Below are 19,153 nucleotides of genomic sequence, written 5' to 3'. Positions count from 1 at the left end.
TTGCGTAGCTCACGGCGAGTAAAGAGCGGGTTAAGCAACAAGACAAAGACGCCTTCACCGGATGTTAAACCGCCCCGCGCTAGGGTCGCTGCGTTCCGTAAAGGTCACAGTGCAGAGGGTTCAGGTGGCAGAGGGCAGTCAGGCAGAGGCCAGGTCCGATCAGGATTTTGGCGCGATCCAAAAGGTGCTGGTCGTCGATGACAGCCGGCTGCAACGTCGTATTCTGGTGGCCTCGCTGAAAAAGTGGGGCTTTGCGGTGCTAGAGGCCGATAACGGCGACGCCGCGATCGAGATGTGCGCCACCGACCCGCCGGATCTGGTTCTCAGCGATTGGGTGATGCCGGGAATGAGCGGGCTGGAATTCTGCCGTGCCTTCCGGGCGCTGGAAAGTGATCAATACAGTTACTTCATCCTGTTGACCTCAAAAAGTGAAAAGCAAGAGGTGGCGCGCGGGCTGGATGCTGGTGCGGACGATTTCCTGATCAAACCGCTTGAGGCGGATGAGCTGCGCGCAAGGATCTCGGCCGGGGCGCGGATTCTGGATATGCAGCGCGAACTGTCCGAGAAGAACCGGATGATCGAATCCGCGTTAGAAGACCTGCGCGTGGCGCATGATGCCATCGACAAAGACCTGATTCAGGCCCGGAAAATTCAGGAATCCCTTGTCCCCGAACTGACGCGGGATTTCGGGAAATCGCGGGTCAGCATGCTGCTGAAACCCTGCGGGCATATTGGCGGTGATCTGGTGGGGATGTTCTCGCCCGGAGTCAATCGGCTGGGGTTTTACAGCATTGACGTGTCGGGCCACGGTATCACCTCGGCGATGATGACGGCGCGATTGGGCGGCTATCTGTCCAGCAATCATTTCGATCAGAACGTGGCGATGGAAAAACGCTTTGACAAGTTCTATGCTCTGCTGCCACCCGAACAGGTGGCCGAGATGCTCAATTGCCGCCTGATGGCCGATGCCGGCGTCGAAGAATATTTCACCATGGTTTATGCTATTGTCGACCTGCGCAACGGGCATCTTAAGATGGTGCAGGCCGGGCACCCGCATCCACTTGTATTGCGCCAAGACGGCAGTGCCGAATTTCTGGGCGAGGGTGGCTTGCCCATCGGTTTGCTGCCCGATGTGTCCTTTCAGCGGATCGAAACTTACCTGCACCCTGGCGATAAACTGATGCTGTATTCTGATGGCTTTACCGAGTGTCGTCTGGCCGATGGCGGCTTGCTTGAGGAAGAAGGCCTGCAGCAGATGGCCCGCGATTGTGCGCCCGACCGCAGCGGTACCGAGTTTCTGGACGATATGTTCTGGCGCCTGACGCAGGCCATGGCACCGGGCAGCGGCATGGATGATGACGTGTCCGCCGTGTTCTTTGAATATAACGGGGTTTAGAAACTGTTCAGATGTCGGGTGGCAAAGTGACGGTCCCCCTCGTTGCCAAGCATCTGCACCGCAACGGCAGTTTCCATCCAAAGTGCTTCGTGAAACTCTTCGCGAGGCGGTCCCATCCGGCGCACCGGACGGGCGCTGTAGATCATGCAGATTTTCTCGGCCCAAAGGTCATATTCAGGCATAAAGGTGAACCGGCGAAACGCACCGATCCGCCGCGGGGCGGCGATCAGCCAGCCGGTTTCTTCGAACACTTCGCGATGCAGCGCGGTAATCGGGGATTCGCCCGGATCAATGCCACCGCCCGGCAGCTGCAATTCGGGGTTCAGCCCATCGTCATACCACGTGACCAGAAGGTCTTTTCCTTGCGGCAGCAACGCATAGACACCCGGTCTGCGTGTATATGTACGTCCTTTTTCCGGGGTTTCACCGAACCGTCTGATCATGTATGGCCCCTTCAAACCCAATCTGTTCAACCTATATGGTGCCGGTATGCCAACCCGTGGCGTGTAAGGAAACCCCATGTCTCTTGGAACGAAAATCGCGTGGGACGATACTGTCCTGCCCTTTCAACTTGATGTATCGGATATGCGCGGCCGTGTAGCCCGTCTTGATGGCGTGCTGGACGGCATCCTGAAGCAGCATGACTATCCTGAAAAGGTCGAGGCGTTAGTGGCCGAGATGGCCCTGCTGACCGCGTTGATCGGCCAGACCGTTTCGCTGCGTTGGAAACTGTCTTTGCAGGTGCAGTCCAAGGGCCCGGTACGCATGATCGCGACCGATTACTTTGCGCCCAAGGTCGAGGGTGAGCCGGCCCGCATCCGCGCCTATGCCAGTTATGATCGCGACCGCCTGACCGATGGTGGGCCGTTTGATCAGGTGGGCGAGGGTTATTTCGCCATCATGATCGACCAGGGTGAAGGCACGCAGCCGTATCAGGGAATCACACCGCTGGCGGGGGGCTCGATCTCTGCCTGTGCCGAGGCGTATTTCGCACAATCCGAGCAGCTGCCGACGCGGTTCTCGCTCAGCTTTGGCAAATCGACCGAGCCGGGCGTCGGTGAACATTGGCGCGCGGGCGGAGTGATGTTGCAGCACATGCCCAAGGCCTCGCCCTTTGTGGCGGACGGACAAGGTGGGGGGCAGATCCTGACCGCCGAAGATCTGGTCGACGGGGAAGAGAGTGAAAACTGGGGCCGCGTCAACATCCTGTTGGATACGGTCGAGGATCTCGAATTGATCGGGCCTTCGGTGGCGCCGACCGACCTGTTGATCCGGCTGTTTCACGAGGAACAGCCGCGGGTCTATGACGCTCAGTCCGTGCAATTCGGCTGCACCTGTTCGGAAGATCGTGTGCGGCAAAGCCTGTCGATCTATTCGGCCAAGGACATCGAAAAGATGACCACGCCCGAAGGCAAGGTAACCGCCGATTGTCAGTTCTGTGGCGCACATTACATACTGGAACCGGGTTCGGTCGGCTTTGATGCGGACGACGCCTGATCCTACGGTCCAGTTGCGGGCGGCCCTGCGCCGCCCCGGCCACGGTTCAAGCGATTTCGACCTGAACCCCGAAACCAACCTGCCTGAAGGGCGCAAATTGCGCCCGGCGGGGGTGCTGGTTCCGATCACGGTGTTTGACGACACGCCGCGGCTGATTCTGACGAAACGATCCTCGGCTCTGAAACACCACCCCGGCCAGATCGCCTTTCCCGGCGGTAAGCAGGATCAAGGCGACGTAGATGTCACCGCCACTGCCCTGCGTGAGGCGCAGGAGGAGATCGGTCTGCCGCCCGACTTGCCCGAGATTCTGGGCCACCTATCGTCTCATGAAACCGTCACGTCCTTTACCGTTACACCGGTTGTCGCGATCCTGCGCGAACCGTTTCAACTGACCCCCGAACCGGGCGAAGTGGACGAGGTGTTTTCGGTTCCGCTTGCACATGTCCTCAACCCCGCGAATTATATCGTTGAATCGCGCCGCTGGCGTGGTCACAAACGGTATTATTTCACGGTGCCGTTCGGCCCCTACTACATCTGGGGCGCGACGGCCCGAATGTTGCGGGGATTGGCCGCACGGGTGAATGAATGACGCGAATTTCTGAGGCCTGGGTTACTGATCCGGCAACGCAAAAGGTCTGTGCAGCGTTGACGGGCGCCGGTGCGCAAGCGTTGTTCGTCGGGGGTTGCGTGCGCAACGCGCTGCTGGGCGCGCCGGTCTCGGATATCGATATCGCCACCGATGCGCGCCCCGAACGGGTGATGGAGCTGGCGCAGGCAACGGGCCTCAAGGCCATCCCCACCGGAATCGACCACGGCACGATCACTGTGGTCAGTGGCGGTGCCCCGCATGAGATCACCACTTTTCGCCGCGACGTGAAAACCGATGGCCGCAGGGCGGTGGTGGCATTTTCCGACAAGTTGGAAGAAGACGCCGCGCGCCGCGATTTCACCATGAATGCGATCTATGCGCGGCCCGATGGCAGTATTCTCGACCCGTTGAACGGGCTGCCCGACCTGCAATCCCGCCGCGTGCGCTTTATCGGCAACGCCGAGAACCGCATTCGAGAGGATTACCTGCGATCCCTGCGGTATTTCCGGTTTCACGCCTGGTATGGCGATGCCGAGGCTGGGTTTGATCCGGACGCTCTGGCGGCGATTGCGTCTAATCTGGACGGGCTAGAGGGCCTGTCTCATGAACGGGTCGGGGCCGAACTTCTGAAACTTATGGGCGCACCCGATCCGGCACCCTCGATTGCCGCGATGCGTCAATCGGGAGTTCTGGCCCGGCTGTTGCCAGGGGCCGAGGACCGTGCGTTGGCACCGTTGATAGCCTTAGAGGAACAGGCCGGGGCCGCCCCTGAGTCAATTCGGCGTCTGGCCGCAATCGCAACACCGGATATCGCCAAGACCCTGCGCCTGAGCAAGGCGCAATTACAACGTCTGACCCGCATGCGGGATGAGGCATCCGGTACTGCCAGCGTTGCCGAACTGGGGTTTCGTTATGGCGAAGAGGGCGGCTTGCACGAAACCTTGCTGCGCTGCGCCTTCCTTGAACAGCCGTGGAGCGAAACCTTGCGCACCGATCTGCACAAAGGGGCTGAGGCTGATTTCCCGATCAAGGCCACCGACCTGATTCCCGATTTCACCGGTCCCGCGCTGGGCAAAAAACTGGCCGAGCTTGAGGCGCGCTGGATTGCATCAGGCTTTGCGCTGACCCGCGAGGAATTGCTGAGCATCTGACACGAAGTCTCAAAAGGGGATGACAAATCAACTTCTTTGTGGTTTCGTGCGCCTGTCACATGAATGGAGGGATGCGAATGTATTACGGGATCTGGTTCGGCTAAAGCCGGAACACTTTGACCCGTAGGGGTGGTGTTCTGGTGCCATCTTTCTTCGCATGACCTATTTGCTGCTCAATCGGAGCACTCTCCATGTTTCGCTATTTCGAAAACCTTGTTGACCCTTTTGCCGACTATACCGAGACCGACACACCGCCCACGCGGCTGTGGCCGTTTATGCTGGATTATTCCCGACCTTTCATGCGGGTGTTTTTCTGGACCGCGCTGATTTCAGTCATCGTCGCCGCGGTCGAGGTCGGGCTGATTTATTACATGGGCCGCGTGGTTGACCTGTTGTCTGGCCCTCCGGCTGAGGTCTGGCAGGCCCACGGGACTGAATTGATTCTGATGGCTGTGTTTGTGCTGCTGTTACGGCCGATGCTGCATGTGGTTGATGTCCTGCTGCTGAACAACACGATCCTGCCGAACTTTGGCACCATCATACGTTGGCGGGCGCATAAGCATGTGCTGCGTCAGTCCGTGGGGTGGTTCGAGAATGACTTCGCGGGCCGTATCGCAAACCGGATCATGCAGACGCCCCCCGCCGCGGGTGAGGCCGTGTTTCAGGTTTTTGACGCGATTTCTTTCTCGCTGGCTTATCTGATCGGGGCGGCGATCCTATTGATGGCGGCCGATCCGCGCCTGTTGTTGCCGCTGCTGATCTGGTTTGCACTATATGCATTGTTGGTGCGCTGGACGGTCGCTCGGGTCGGACCGGCGTCCAAGGCGGCGTCGGATGCGCGCTCGGCGGTGACGGGTCGGGTGGTGGACAGTTACACCAACATCCACTCGGTCAAGATGTTCGCGCATGATGATCAAGAGTTGGACTATGCCCGCGAAGCCATAGCTGAAACCCGTCGCACCTTCCAGGTTGAGATGCGGATCTTCACCATTATGGATGCGGTTCTGGTGACGTTGAACGGCCTGCTGATCGTTGGTGTTGTCGGTTGGGCCATTGCCTTGTGGATGCAGGGCAGTGCCACGGTCGGTGTGGTAGCAGCGGCGACCGCGCTGACCTTGCGACTGAATGCGATGACCGGTTGGATCATGTGGGCGTTGACCAGTTTCTTCCGCCAGCTTGGTGTGGTGGCTGAAGGGATGGAGACGATTGCCCAGCCTATCGACCTGCTGGATGCGCGGGATGCGAAACCATTGCAACTGACCACAGGTCAGATCGACATCCGCAACCTGTCGCATCACTATGGCCGCAAAACCGGTGGGCTGGATCATATCAACCTGACCATTCAACCGGGTGAAAAGATTGGTCTGATCGGGCGGTCCGGTGCCGGAAAATCGACCCTAGTTAAGCTGCTTTTGCGGTTTTATGACGTGGAACAGGGTGCAATCCTGATTGACGACCAGAACATCGCAAGCGTCACTCAGGACAGTCTGCGCAGCAAAATCGGTATGGTGCAGCAGGACAGTGCGCTGCTGCACCGGTCGGTGCGCGATAATATCCTGTATGGTCGTCCCGAGGCATCCGAGGAACAGATGATGGCCGCCGCCAAACAGGCCGAGGCGCATGAATTCATCCTCGACCTGCAAGATCCGCAGGGACGCACCGGATATGATGCACATGTGGGGGAACGGGGCGTGAAGCTGTCCGGTGGACAGCGGCAGCGGGTGACGCTGGCGCGGGTGATCCTGAAAGACGCACCGATCCTGCTGTTGGATGAGGCGACATCCGCCCTGGATTCCGAGGTCGAAGCGTCGATCCAGGAGACCCTCTACGGCATGATGCAAGGTAAAACCGTGATCGCCATTGCCCACCGGCTGAGCACCATTGCGCAGATGGATCGTATTCTGGTTATGGATGGAGGTCGGATTGTAGAGCAGGGCGGGCATTCCGAATTGTTGGCGCATGGGGGGCTTTACGCTCAGTTCTGGGCGCGGCAATCTGGTGGCTTCCTGAACCCGGAGGCTGCGGAATGAAGGCTGCCGATCTTATAGATCCGTTCAAAAAATCTGAGACGCCCCCGCCGCAAACGCTGGGGGCGTTCATCCGTTGGTGCCTGTCCGGCGCGTGGCCGATGATTTTTGTCGCGGCCAGTTTTTCGGCCATGGCTGGCGCGATGGAGGCAGGAACGGCCTGGATGTTGGGTCTGGTGATCGATCTTGCCTCGGAAAATGGACCTCAGGGTTTTTTCAACGCAGATAATCTGTGGATGATTCTGGGCGTGGTGGCATTTTTCATGTTGCTGCGCCCAGCGCTGTTCGGGCTGTCTTCGGTGACGAACAACTATATCGTCATGCCCAATGTGCCGCCGCTGGTGCTGGCCAAGCTGAACCGCTGGACCCTTGGCCAATCGGTCACTTATTTCGACGATGATTTCGCGGGCCGGATCGCGCAGAAACAGATGCAGACGTCTAACGCATTGGCCTCTGTCGTGTCCGAGACAATCAGTGCAATTGTGTTTGCCTTGGCCTCACTTGCCGGTTCTTTGTTCTTGTTAGGGTCTATTCATCCACTGGTGATGTTACCCTTCGCCGGGTGGCTGGTGGTGTATTTCCTGCTGATCCGCTGGTATCTGCCACGCATTCGCGCCCGGTCTGCTGCGCGGGCTGGCGCGCGCGCCATGGTGTCCGGGCAAGTGGTTGATACCATCACCAATATCAAGACCGTAAAGCTGTTCGCCCATTCTGCGTTTGAGGATCAGGCCGCGCGAAACTCGATGGTTGATCTACGCGAAAAGATGTTGGCCTTCGGGGCATTGTCCGCCAGCTTCCGATTTATCCTGATGGTGCTGGCCGGGGTTCTTCCGGTTCTCTTGCTGGGCGCGACGCTGCTTTTGTGGAGAAACGGGATTGCGACGGCGGGTGATATCGTGGCGGCTGGCGCGGTTTCGATCAGAATTGCGCAGATGACCGGCTGGGTCAGTTTCACACTGATGGGGCTCTACGCGAATGTGGGTGAGGTCGAGAACGGTATGAAGACGCTTGCCAAACGCGACCGGGTCGAGGACGCCGCGCAAGCCATTGACCTGACAGTGACCGAGGGGCGGATAGAATTCGACCATGTCAGCTTTGCCTATGGTCGCGATGTGGGCGGTGTGTCCGATGTGAGAATGACCGTGCATCCGGGTGAAAAGCTGGGAATTGTTGGGGCCTCGGGCGCTGGGAAATCCACTTTGGTCTCGTTGTTGCTCAGGCTCTATGACGGGGAAGAAGGCATTATTCGCATTGATGGGCAAGATGTCAGCCAGGTAACGCAGGACAGTTTGCGTAGTCAGATCGGCATGGTCACGCAGGAAACTGCGATGTTCAACCGCTCAGCGCGTGAGAATATCCTGTATGGCCGCCCAAACGCGTCAGAAGACGACATGATTGCAGCGGCGAAGAAGGCTGAAGCGCATGAGTTTATTCTTAGCCTACAGGATGCCCATGGCCGCAGCGGCTATGACGCGCATCTAGGCGAACGCGGTGTGAAGCTCAGCGGTGGGCAGCGGCAACGGATCGCTCTGGCGCGCGCTATCCTCAAAGATGCGCCGATTCTGGTGCTGGATGAGGCGACCTCGGCGCTGGATTCCGAAGTTGAGGCGTCGATTCAAACCGCCCTGCACCGGGTGATGCAGGGCAAGACGGTCCTGGCGATTGCACATCGCCTGTCCACGCTCAGCGAGATGGACCGGATTATCGTCCTGGATCAGGGGCAGATCGTCGAATCCGGCGCCCATGACGCGCTGTTGGAGCAGGGCGGGTTGTACGCGCGGTTCTGGCATCGCCAATCGGGCGGGTTCATTCAGGCCGAAGCCGCCGAATAACGCACAAAGCGTGCTAGGGGGTTTTGTTGCACGCAAAGCCCCGGTATCAGGCCCCTTATGACGCAACACTTCACCATAAATCGCCTGGGTCATCAGGGAGACGGCATTGCTGACGGCCCGGTTTACGCGCCGCGTACCCTGCCAGGTGAAGTGGTAAGTGGTACATTAGTAGGGCAGCTGCTGACTGACATACGGGTTGAAACACCCTCGGACCAAAGGGTGAAACCTCCTTGCCGTCACTACAAGGCCTGTGGTGGATGCCAATTGCAGCACGCCGCAGATGATTTTGTGGCCGACTGGAAGGTCGAAGTGGTGCGCACCGCACTGGCGGCGCAGGGGCTAGAGGCGCAGATGCGCCCGATCCATACTTCGCCCGAGCGGTCGCGCCGCCGTGCCACGATCGCCGTGCGTCGAACCAAAAAGGGCACGCTGGCCGGATTCCATGGCCGAGCGTCCGACACGATCACCGAAATCCCCGATTGTCATCTGCTGGACCCGGCCCTGATTGCTGCCATACCGGTGGCCGAGGCGCTGGCTATTCTGGGCGGAAGTCGCAAGGGCGTACTGGCCGTGACACTGACCTTGTCCGAAGGCGGGCTGGATGTGGCCGTCAAGGGTGGCAAACCGCTGGATGGGCCGTTGGAACTGGCATTGGCGCAGGCAACCGAGAAGCACGGCTTGGCGCGGCTTAGCTGGGATGGTGAAGTGATCGCAATGCGCCAACCTCCGATGCAACGCTTTGGGGGTGCTGGGGTTGTGCCACCGCCCGGAGCATTCCTGCAGGCGACAAGAGATGGAGAACAGGCTCTGTTACAGGCCGTTTTGCAGGCAATACAGGGTGCGAAGCGTATTGCCGACCTGTTTGCAGGCAGTGGGACTTTCTCACTACCACTTGCCGAAAGTGCCGAGGTACACGCGGTCGAAGGTGAAGCCGCGATGACGGATGCGCTGGATCAGGGCTGGCGCCGCGCGCAAGGGTTGAAACGGGTCACGACCGAGTCCCGCGACCTGTTCCGCCGCCCGCTGATGCCCGATGAGTTGAAATCCTTTGACGCCGTTGTGCTGGACCCGCCCCGCGCTGGGGCCGAGGCGCAAGTTGCCGAACTGGCACAGGCGCAGCGCCCGGTGATTGCATATGTCTCGTGCAACCCGGTGACCTTCGCGCGGGACGCAAGAACGCTGGTTAATGCGGGCTACACTCTTGAATGGGTACAGGTGGTGGACCAATTTCGATGGTCGTCACACACGGAACTTGCCGCGCGGTTTGTATGGGGGCCCGCATCATGAGCAGACAGGAGAGTGTCAATATGGGCTTCAATCAGCGTCTGCTGACCATCATCGAACATCCCACTTTTGGCCGGTTCATCACTGCGGTCATCATCTTTAATGCTGTGTTGTTGGGGATGGAGACATCGCCAACCCTGATGGAGGCCGCGGGACCCCTGATCGTGACGCTGGACACAATCTGTCTGGCCATTTTCGTGGCCGAGATCGCCATGAAGCTGTTGGCGACCGGGCGACGGTTCTTTCTCAGCGGCTGGAACGTCTTTGACTTTATCGTTGTCGGCATTGCCCTCATCCCCAGCGCCGGGGGGCTGTCGGTATTGCGGGCGTTGCGAATCCTGCGGGTACTGCGGGTTATCTCGGTCGCGCCGCGCCTGCGGCGGGTGGTCGAGGGTTTTATTTCGGCCCTGCCGGGCATGGCCAGCGTATTCCTGTTGATGGCGATCCTGTTCTACATCGGTGCCGTGATCTCGACCAAGCTGTTCTCGGCCACTTTCCCGGACTGGTTCGGCGACCTAGGTCTGTCGGCCTATACGCTGTTCCAGATCATGACGCTGGAAAGCTGGTCCATGGGCATTGTCCGTCCGGTGATGGAGGTCTATCCCTATGCCTGGCTGTTCTTTGTTCCGTTCATCATGGTCACCACCTTTGCGGTCGTGAACTTGCTGGTCGGTCTGATTGTGAACTCGATGCAGGATGCGCATCATGCCGAGGATGAGGTGCGAACTGACGCCTATCGCGACGAAGTATTGGAACGGCTGGAAAGCATCGAGCGCCGCCTGACCGAACAGCAGCACATCAAAAAGTGATTTCAGTTTTTCGGAAATCTGGCATAATGCTGAAAAAAAAGAGCAGGCAGTGAAACATGGATCGTCGAGCATTTGGATTGGGCGCTATGGCAACGCTGGGCCTTTCGGCCTGTGCCACAGCTAGCCCACGATTTCTGACATATGATGGCCCCGAGGTGACTTCTTTGGTCATCAACAAGGGCGCGCGGAAGATGTATCTTCTGCACAACCAAACCATTCTCAAGGAATACAAAGTCGATTTGGGCTTTGCGCCAGATGGTACAAAGACAAAGCGCGGTGATGGCCGCACGCCCGAAGGCAGCTATCTGATCGACCGTCGCAACCCCAACAGTCGCTATCACCTGTCGCTGGGGATTTCCTATCCGAATTCCAATGATATCGCGCAGGCCAAGGCGGCCGGTGTTGATCCGGGTGGTGATATTTTCATTCACGGTCAGCCGAAAAAGCGGTCGGAACTGAAACGCGCCAAGAAGACAGCGGATTGGACCGCCGGTTGTATCGCCGTCAAGAATGAAGAGATCGAAGAGATCTATGCGATGGTCAACAAGGGCACACTGATCACGCTGCGCCCGTAACTGGTTCCCAATCCCCGAACCCGAATTGCACATAGTCGCGCTGGTAGGCCTCAGCCGCCAGCGTTTCTAATCTGTCGTCATAAATTTCGGCCAACGTGAACGGGATTTCCGGCGCGCAAAACCCGGGTGTTGGTGGGCTGTCATGCCCCATCCGTCTGGCTAGATCGGGCAGGGTTGTTGCGATCTCATCCTCGCGCAGGATGAAGTCAGGCAGAGCAAAGGATGCCATCCCGTCTAATACCTGAGACTGGCTGCACCACGTTCCATCCACACGAACGGGCGTCTGTCCAGCCAGATTTTGGCGTAGGAAGATTAGGAAGGCCGAAAACGCCTCATAATGCTGATCAACCGGGTAATTGCCGTCACGCAGCTGACCCGGGATCGGAATTTTGAACCGGTTGCGCAGCATATTTCGGATTTTCAGGTAAGCGCCGGGCCCGGTGCTGAGGATGTTGGAGCAAAAGGCCGAATGCGCCCGTGCCAGAGGGTGCTGTAGTACCGTGAATTTTCGGTGTCCGGGATGAGCGTGCAGCCATCGCCGCATCTGTTTGCGGTTCAGATTGGTGACCAGCTTGTCGGTGCTGACCGAGTCAAGATCGGCCATCCATTGGGTCACAGGTGCCTCAAGCCCGCCGCGTATCGGCATAAACATCAAGGGCGTATGCGGCGCGGCGACATAATTGCCGACGGTCGATCCGCGCCGGGGCTCGAAATTCGGGGTGCGATGCAGGTTGAAACTGTCGATCCGGGCCAAGGCATGCTCGGTCTCTTCCGGGTTTGTCACCTTGGACAGGGTCGGGCCCGGGTTCTGCGGCTTGATCGTATCGTCAATCGAAGCCGACCGCGCCGAAATACCCAACCACGCGGCCAGCCCGTTCAGCACCTCCAGATTGGTCAGGTCGTCATAGGAAATGTAAAACCCGGTTTGACCTGTTCGCTGAAGGGTATTGAGCAACAAGAGCTGAAAATCCTGCTGTCTATCCAGATAGGATTCAAACTCTTCCGCATTAAACTCTACCTGTGCTTCGCGGCGGCGTTTGATGTTCTTCAGTTGCCACTGCTTGGTTTCCCGCGCAATTTTCAACGAAACGTAACTGTCCAGAGGATTGCGCGTCAAAATGATTTTGGCGCAGCGTGGGTCAGCCAAAACAGGCTCTAACACGCGGTTATCGTGCCCCTGAAAGAAGCGGAACCCATTTAACTCGCCGGGTGCATCTTTGATTGCCTGCACCAGTTTCATCGGATCGCCGTCACGATCTTCCAAAGTTACATCCAACAGACTTTCAGATTTCAGCCGACCAATGAAATGTGGGTTGAATGCCTCACCAAAGCTGGTGACGCCTTCAAGCGCGTTGAGATTGAACTCAAGCAGGTTGGACCCGGTGCGCATCGCGGCGAGGATGACGAAATAGTCGAACTTGGATGTCATGACAGACTATTGCACCAGATAGGGTTTCTTGAATGGCCGAACCCGCGCGCCGAAAATATCATCTGCCGGAAAATCCCCCACCAAATAAGGATGCATTCCCTGATTTTTGAGGTTCTGGAGGAATTGTCCAAAGCCAGTCAAATCCACCATTTTTGGCGCCTCGGTCAAATGGTTCGCGCGATGGGTGCCGATTTCCTCGATCACGGTCTGCATGGGCTCCATCGGAGATTCCACAAATTCGGCCAAGGACCAGGTCCGCACCTGCGCCTTGGTCCAGACCGAGCCCAGAACCTCAAGCTGTTTGGTTTCAATCTGTTGAAGGCGTGCCGCTTCACAGCGGATATCGGCGAAATTCATGTTCGACCGGAACAGTGGGATCGCCCAGGCCCCGGTGATAACCGAGATTTGCGCGTTCTTATCCCGCGCCAGAAACCAGCTGATCTTTTGCGTGTCCCCGGGACCGAATTGAAAGCACTGCCGCTCACCCCGTGTGTTCCAGATCAGGTTCGAGATAAAGGCCGTTGGGTTATAGTCACGCAGAACCGCACAATCGCTGAGCGCACCGTTTGTGATCGTGTCCCCGTTGGCGAACTCGGCCCGAGCGGGGCCAAACAGGTGCCCATGCACCCGTGCGCCTGTGGTCTCAGCCAGCCAGGGTTCAAAATCCTCGAACAGCTCGGCAAAGCCCTGAAATACCGAATAAGGGAATGAGGTCAGGCCGTTCTCACTGCCGTGGCGAGGAAAGCGGCTTTGCATGTACAGCCCGTCGCGCCCACGGGTTCGACGCTCGACCGCTTTGGAAAATACCCGGTCGATCTTGCCCGGGTTGGGTTCGGCTGGTCGCATGGCGCTGCTCTGATCGGTCAGAAAGGCCTGATACAGCCGATCAGCACGCGGCCAGATCTTTCGGGCCACAAAACAGTCCGACCGGCGCAGCAACTGTAGATGATCATCATAAAAGATATGTGGTCGCCCCTGATAGTCGAATTTCGACAAGGTCAGCGACCGGCTTTCGATGTGGGTGGAATACAGTCGGGCCAGCGTCTGGAAATAGCTTTCATCCGGAATCCAGACGCGGCGGAAATAGCGGTCATAGGTCTGCCGCTTGGGGTCCTGCAGAATGGCCGACAGGGTCTGTCGGGTCAGGCACCACCATTGGCTGCCCATATGCGGCATCAGCCCTTCGGGGATTTTGCGGCGCATCCCGAGGGCGCGTTGCAGTTTTACATAAGCGTCGAACAGTTTGCGGTTCCGGCGCCAGGAAAACGGAAAGCGCAGTGTAAAACGTTCCTGATCCAGCCCACCGATCGTCCAGCTGACATCGGCGGTCGTTGCGCTTTCGATGAAATCGACCCGAGGCCGGTCAGAAAGATAGTCGATCAGCTCATCCACGGGCCGCAGGGGCAGGCAGGCCCCCGAAGACAAGTAGACGTGATGAACGTCCGGAAAAGCCTCAAGCATCAGTTCGGCCGCGGATTGTGAGGCCGCGACAATTCCCCAACTACCCCATTCGCAGGTATGGCGTTCCGAGAACCGGATCAACGCTTCATCCGCGAACGCGGCAACGAAATCGGAATAAACTTGATCCGGCACTTTGCGGTCCACATGGATCACCACCGGACAGCCCGATGCCGTCCAATGCCGTGCCACCTGCTCGGCCCGGTGCAGTGCTGTATGAACCAGCATGACAACGCCCAGACGGCTCATGCCCAGTTTCCTTTCGACATGAGGCCAAGGATCTCAAGCTGACGCCAGTTGATGTATTTCTCGGACCGGTCGCACCAGAATACCGGCTGCTCGTCCAGCCCCTGGGCATATGCGCGATATTCGCCAGAGCGGCGGTAATGCTGGCCACGCTGCATCTCTTCGCGGGCTTTGTCGCCCAGCGTGCTGATCAGCTTGGCGTGCAGCAACGCGCCGCTGGTCTTTTCACCGCCCCAATCGTCATAAACCTGGTTCAATCCACGCGGCAGCAGCGAATGGGTCGAGCTGACATAGACATAGCGACGGTCCCATTTGACCAAGGGGATCTTGTTAAGCGCAGGCGCTTGCAAGGGGGTGTCGCGAAAGAAAACGCGCGCACGAGGTCCCCCCTGAATCCACAGGTTCTTATACTCGGGGTTCTTTGTGATCATATAGTTGCCGGCATCAAACCAGCGGGCGATCTCAAACGGGTCCTGCCCTTCGTGATATGGCTGAGTATCCACTGGTCCTTGCGGATACATGTCGATCAGCATGGTGCCGAAACTGCGTACCGCGCAGCCATCCAGCCAGTCGGTCAGGGCGCGGATCGGTCGGGTGTCGCAGAACGGATAGATAAAGAACTCATCCGGGTCGACTGTCAGAACCCAGTGTCCATGCGCGTATTTCCGCAACAGATAGTTTGACCAATCCAATCCAAACGAAGCCTGTTTATAGCTGGCATTTGCCCGCCAAACCGAAGCGTCAGGTTGGCTTGCCAGGTATTCGCCCGAGCCATCATCGCTGTCGTTGTCGACAAACAGAAAATGATCGACGCCCAACCTGCGGTAGTATTCCAGAAAGTAAGGTAGGCGGATTTTCTCGTTCCGCAGAACGCTCATCAACAAGATATCGTCGCGTTGGATATCGTTGGTCTTGTCGGAAATCGGCTTTAATTGCCGACGTTTGCGCAGGCAGCGCACCAGACGACGCTTGCGCCGCAATCTCATTCGGTATGAATCCAACAGGCTCACGCGTTTGCACTGCCTTTTTCGTTACGCGAGCATGCCCGGGGGCTGGACGATCCAGAGTGGTGCCGGGCAAGTGCCGTTTTATGCCATTGATGCATCTTTCAAGGCAACGAATTTAAAAACAGTTAGTCACATATGCTGCTTTTCAGCAAACTTTCCCCATCAGACCCAATTGTTGTAACTGGACCCAGCCCTCAAGACGCACGGACTGAGGCGTCCACATGTCGGGGCGGTTTCCAATTGCATCATAATATGACCCAAATAGGTCGGGATCATAAAAATGCTGCCGTCGGGTTTTTTCGGTCGATGACTTGTCCACCACCTCGGGAAGAAATTTGGTGTGCAGCAACACGCCCGAAGGCGTCTTGCCGCCGGGGCCGTCATAGACCGCGTTCAGATGCCGGGGCAGGGCCGAGTGGCACGAGTTCACATAGGCATAGCGCCGTGACCAGCGCACCAGCGGGATTTTGTTCAACGTGGGCGAATGCCGCGGCCTGTCGGCAAAAAACATCCTTTCTCGCGCGCCACCCTGCACCCACAGGTTACCCAATGGGCCTTGGCGCTGCGCCCGGTAGGGGCCGGGATCGAACCAGCTAAGGGTTTTGGTCGGGTCCATTTCGGGGTCATAGGGCTGCGCGCCCAGTGGCCCCTTGGGGTAGAGATCCAGCAGCAGCGCGCCAAAGGCGATGTGGCCTTGTTGGTCCAAGGTGCCTGTTAGGTCATGCAGGGATTTGCTGTCGTGGTTGGGGTAGATCAGCAGCTCATCCGCGTCCACCATCAAGGTCCAGTGTCCGTGGCCATAGCGCATTTGCAGCCATGTCAGCCAATCCAAACCGTATCGCGCGTCGCGATAGCTGTTAAGGGTCTGCCACAGCGACACATCGGGCTGATCGCGCAGAAATTCTACCGAGCCGTCATCGCTGCCGTTATCCACGACCAGAAAGCGATCCACCCCAAGCCTGCGATAGTGGCGGAAGAACCACGGAAGGCGATTGATTTCATTGCGCAACGTGGTGAAGGCCAGTACCGCGCCGGGTCTGATTTGCGCGGTCTGATCCTTGAGGCTGGCTAGCTGATGGCGGCTGCGAAAGGATCGCCAAAGCAACCGCCGTCGTTTCAGACGCAACCGGTACTTCTGCACCCATCCAATGGGTGGAAGATTATCGGCTACATGATCTGTCACCTATGGCTCACTTTTCGTAATTGCCGTTCTGATGCCAGCGCCAGGCATCACTGATCATAGTCTCTAACGTTGATCTTTTTGGGGTCCAACCAAGCTCTTGCCCGGCGCGGACCGAGCCTGAAACAAGCTTGGTGCAATCGCCAGCGCGGCGGGGGCCGATGGAATAGGGCACCTCGCGGTTAGTGACGGCTTTGGAATGGTCGATCACCTCCATCACCGAAAAGCCCGATCCGGTGCCAAGGTTGAAAACCCGACTACCCTTGCCCTGTTCCAGCCAGTTCAACCCCAAAACATGAGCATCGACCAGATCACAGACATGCACATAGTCGCGGATGCAGGTACCGTCGGGCGTGTCGTAATCGGTGCCGAATACGGTCAGCCCGTCGCGCTTGCCGTCAATGGCGTCCAGCATCAGCGGCACCAGATGAGTTTCGGGACGGTGGAATTCCCCCACTTCACCCTCGGGGTCGGCACCGGCCACGTTGAAATAGCGGAAGATCACGTGATTCAGGCCATATGCAGCCTCGAAATCATGCAGGATATCTTCGATGGCCCGCTTTGAGGCACCATAAGCGTTCAGCGGCAGTTGCGGTGTGTCTTCATCCAGCACCACATTGTCATGCTCACCATAGGTGGCGCAGGTCGAGGAGAACACAAAGTTCAGGCAACCGGCTGCCACGGCTGCCTCGATCAGGTTCAGTGACCCTGTGACATTGTTGGTCCAATATCTGCCTGGCTGGGACATCGCCTCGCCCACCTGACTGAGGGCGGCGAAGTGCATTACTGCGGCGGGTTGGTATTTGGCGAAGACCTCATCCAACCGAGCGCGATCCAGCAGATCGCCCTGTTCGAACGGTCCGAATTTCACCGCGTCCTGCCAGCCGGTGATCAGGTTGTCATAAGTCACGGGTGTATAGCCCGCCTGCGCCAGCGCCTTGCAGGCATGCGATCCGATATATCCAGCCCCGCCGGTTACAAGAATATTGGTCATCTGTCTTCCAGACAAAGAAGTTTGTGCCCTGCTATGCCAACAGGTGTGTCCAGGTCAGGGGGAAAATGGCTCAATCCAACCCCATCGCGGCCATCATTTCCTCAAGCTTGGGAACGTCCTGCGGGTTGTTCAGCTCCCAGAACTGGCGGCCTTTGGCCTCAACCTCGACGCACAGAACTTTGCGGCCATTCTCCATAAAGCGCAGTTGCTCAAGCCCTTCCAGCTGTTCCAGCGGGCCCACCGGCCAGGTGGAATAGGCGGCCAAAGCATCGGGGCGATAGGCGTAGACGCCGACATGGTGGAAAACCGGGGTCTCTTCTTCGCCTGCGTAGGTCTCGGCGGTGAACGGGACGACTTCTTTTGAGAAATACATGGCGCTGTGATCCGCGGCGAAGACGGCGGTGGTGCCGCCAACGCGCCCGTGCTTGCGGTCGTTCAGCAGACTGTTCAGCGCGTCACCATCGCAGCGCAGCACGGGTGTGGCCACGCCCGCCCCGGGCGCGGCGCGCAGGCCAGCGACTAGGTCTTCGACAAACCAATGCGGTGTCAGCGGCGCGTCGCCTTGCAGGTTCACCACGATGTCATAGCCAGCGCCAAGGTTGGCATGGGTCTCAGCGCAGCGTTCGGTGCCATTGCCACAGCTTTCCGAGGTCATCACCACCTCGGCCCCGAACCCTTCGGCCACTTCGCGGATGCGGTCGTCATCGGTGGCAACGACCACCTTGTCGACGCCCGACACCGAACAGGCCGCGCGCCAGGACCGCTCGATCAACGTCATCGCGGTGCCATTGGCGCCGGTCAGCGGAACCAGCGGTTTGCCCGGATAGCGGGTCGAGGCATAGCGGGCGGGAATGGCGATCAGAACGGACATCAGGCCTCCTTCAGGTCAACACCCGGAGCGTAGGCGATAAAGAACGGGTTTGCATAGCCGTCCTTGCCATAGGTCAGCGGTGAATGATCATCAAAGCGCACCACGTTGCCGCCCGCACCGGCCAGCACGGCATGGCCCGCAGCTGTGTCCCATTCCATCGTGCGGCCAACGCGGGGGTAAAGATCTGCCTCGCCCGTGGCCACCAGACAGAATTTCAGGGATGAGCCCGCGCTCTTGCTGTCCTTCACCTGATATTTGTTGATGTAATCCTCGGTGGCCTGATCGCGGTGCGATTTCGACGCAACGATTAGAAGTGCTGAATTTTCCGGATTAGACACTGATATGGAAGTCACCTCCCCAGCCTGGGCTTTGTCCAATGCTCCGGTCTCTTCAACCGACTGACCATCGGCCTGTGTATAAAACATGCGACCCTTTGCAGGCGCATAAACCACGCCACGGGTTGGAACGCCGTTTTCGACCAACGCAATATTCACCGTGAAATCGCCGCGCCGGTTGATGAATTCTTTGGTGCCGTCCAAAGGATCGACAATCAGGAATCTGTCACCCTTTTCTGAATGCGAGGCGGACTGTTCCTCGGTCACCAGCAGAATATCCGGGAAGGCATCGCGCAGACCGGCCGAAATCAAGGCATCGGCAGCTTCGTCTGCTTCGGTCACCGGGCTGGAATCGGATTTGACCTTTACGTCGAAATCATCCGAATTGTAGATCTCCATGATCTTGTCACCGGCTTCCAGGGCCAGCCGTCGAATGACGGGAATGAGGGCGTCGTAGGTCACAAAAAAGCTCC

General features: G+C 58.2%; 17 protein-coding genes. 9 read left to right on the top strand and 8 right to left on the bottom strand.

The features are described 5' to 3' along the window. Positions 1-124 precede the first annotated feature (124 nt). Positions 125-1,396, top strand: coding sequence for a PP2C family protein-serine/threonine phosphatase (locus ACR0LY_RS11080; RefSeq protein WP_368040137.1), 1,272 nt, complete (start codon positions 125-127; stop codon positions 1,394-1,396). Here ACR0LY_RS11080 and ACR0LY_RS11075 read toward each other — a convergent pair. Further along, positions 1,393-1,839 carry an NUDIX hydrolase gene (locus tag ACR0LY_RS11075; RefSeq protein WP_170349572.1) on the bottom strand — a complete coding sequence of 149 codons (447 nt, stop codon included), beginning with the start codon at positions 1,837-1,839 and terminating at the stop codon, positions 1,393-1,395. The genes ACR0LY_RS11080 and ACR0LY_RS11075 overlap by 4 nt on opposite strands. 76 nt (positions 1,840-1,915) lie before the next feature. On the opposite strand from ACR0LY_RS11075, the gene hslO reads away from it, so the two are divergent. The 8 genes from hslO (at position 1,916) to ACR0LY_RS11035 (ending at position 11,160) form a co-directional block, all read left to right on the top strand. Next, entirely contained in the window at positions 1,916-2,893 is a 978-nt protein-coding gene (gene hslO, locus ACR0LY_RS11070) for an Hsp33 family molecular chaperone HslO (RefSeq protein ID WP_170349573.1), read from the top strand. Beyond that, on the top strand, positions 2,877-3,482 hold the full coding sequence (locus tag ACR0LY_RS11065; RefSeq protein ID WP_170349574.1) for a CoA pyrophosphatase: 606 nt from the start codon (positions 2,877-2,879) through the stop codon (positions 3,480-3,482). The genes hslO and ACR0LY_RS11065 overlap by 17 nt, the downstream gene beginning before the upstream one ends. After that, a complete protein-coding gene (locus tag ACR0LY_RS11060) occupies positions 3,479-4,633 on the top strand; it encodes a CCA tRNA nucleotidyltransferase (protein ID WP_170349575.1) in 1,155 nt (384 codons plus the stop codon). Before ACR0LY_RS11065 ends, ACR0LY_RS11060 begins: the two co-directional genes overlap by 4 nt. Positions 4,634-4,824: 191 nt before the next feature. Beyond that, entirely contained in the window at positions 4,825-6,663 is a 1,839-nt protein-coding gene (locus tag ACR0LY_RS11055; RefSeq protein ID WP_170349576.1) for an ABC transporter ATP-binding protein, read from the top strand. Further along, on the top strand, positions 6,660-8,492 hold the full coding sequence (locus ACR0LY_RS11050) for an ABC transporter ATP-binding protein (RefSeq protein ID WP_170349577.1): 1,833 nt from the start codon (positions 6,660-6,662) through the stop codon (positions 8,490-8,492). The genes ACR0LY_RS11055 and ACR0LY_RS11050 overlap by 4 nt, the downstream gene beginning before the upstream one ends. Before the next feature lie 57 nt (positions 8,493-8,549). Next, positions 8,550-9,779 carry a class I SAM-dependent RNA methyltransferase gene (locus tag ACR0LY_RS11045; protein WP_170349578.1) on the top strand — a complete coding sequence of 410 codons (1,230 nt, stop codon included), beginning with the start codon at positions 8,550-8,552 and terminating at the stop codon, positions 9,777-9,779. A 20-nt stretch (positions 9,780-9,799) separates the two neighbouring features. Further along, entirely contained in the window at positions 9,800-10,585 is a 786-nt protein-coding gene (locus ACR0LY_RS11040) for an ion transporter (protein WP_170349843.1), read from the top strand. Positions 10,586-10,641: 56 nt separating this feature from the next. Beyond that, a complete protein-coding gene (locus tag ACR0LY_RS11035; RefSeq protein WP_170349579.1) occupies positions 10,642-11,160 on the top strand; it encodes a L,D-transpeptidase family protein in 519 nt (172 codons plus the stop codon). Here ACR0LY_RS11035 and ACR0LY_RS11030 read toward each other — a convergent pair. From ACR0LY_RS11030 to cysQ, 7 genes are all read right to left on the bottom strand, one after another. Further along, complete coding sequence (locus ACR0LY_RS11030; protein WP_170349580.1) at positions 11,144-12,589, bottom strand: nodulation protein NodH; 1,446 nt, start codon at positions 12,587-12,589, stop codon at positions 11,144-11,146. The two genes, ACR0LY_RS11035 and ACR0LY_RS11030, sit on opposite strands and share 17 nt — an antisense overlap. A gap of 6 nt (positions 12,590-12,595) precedes the next feature. After that, the gene (locus ACR0LY_RS11025; RefSeq protein ID WP_170349581.1) at positions 12,596-14,296 is read right to left on the bottom strand and encodes a DUF5927 domain-containing protein; all 1,701 of its coding nucleotides are present in this window, start codon (positions 14,294-14,296) and stop codon (positions 12,596-12,598) included. After that, positions 14,293-15,279, bottom strand: coding sequence for a glycosyltransferase family 2 protein (locus ACR0LY_RS11020; RefSeq protein WP_170349582.1), 987 nt, complete (start codon positions 15,277-15,279; stop codon positions 14,293-14,295). The genes ACR0LY_RS11025 and ACR0LY_RS11020 overlap by 4 nt, the downstream gene beginning before the upstream one ends. A 166-nt stretch (positions 15,280-15,445) precedes the next feature. After that, positions 15,446-16,483 (bottom strand): glycosyltransferase family 2 protein, encoded by a 1,038-nt coding sequence (locus ACR0LY_RS11015; protein WP_170349583.1) that lies wholly within the window; start codon positions 16,481-16,483, stop codon positions 15,446-15,448. A 7-nt stretch (positions 16,484-16,490) separates the two neighbouring features. Further along, the gene (galE, locus tag ACR0LY_RS11010; protein WP_170349584.1) at positions 16,491-17,474 is read right to left on the bottom strand and encodes a UDP-glucose 4-epimerase GalE; all 984 of its coding nucleotides are present in this window, start codon (positions 17,472-17,474) and stop codon (positions 16,491-16,493) included. Positions 17,475-17,544: 70 nt separating this feature from the next. Further along, positions 17,545-18,345, bottom strand: a complete 801-nt coding sequence (locus tag ACR0LY_RS11005; protein WP_170349585.1) for a 3-deoxy-manno-octulosonate cytidylyltransferase family protein — start codon at positions 18,343-18,345, stop codon at positions 17,545-17,547. Continuing rightward, positions 18,345-19,142: a 3'(2'),5'-bisphosphate nucleotidase CysQ gene (cysQ, locus tag ACR0LY_RS11000; protein ID WP_170349586.1), complete on the bottom strand. Its 798-nt coding sequence runs from the start codon at positions 19,140-19,142 to the stop codon at positions 18,345-18,347. The genes ACR0LY_RS11005 and cysQ overlap by 1 nt, the downstream gene beginning before the upstream one ends. Positions 19,143-19,153 lie beyond the last annotated feature (11 nt).

Source organism: Ruegeria sp. BC5, assembly GCF_056539205.1.
Note: the sequence above shows the minus strand (reverse complement) of the source record. Positions and strands in the feature narration are given on the sequence as shown.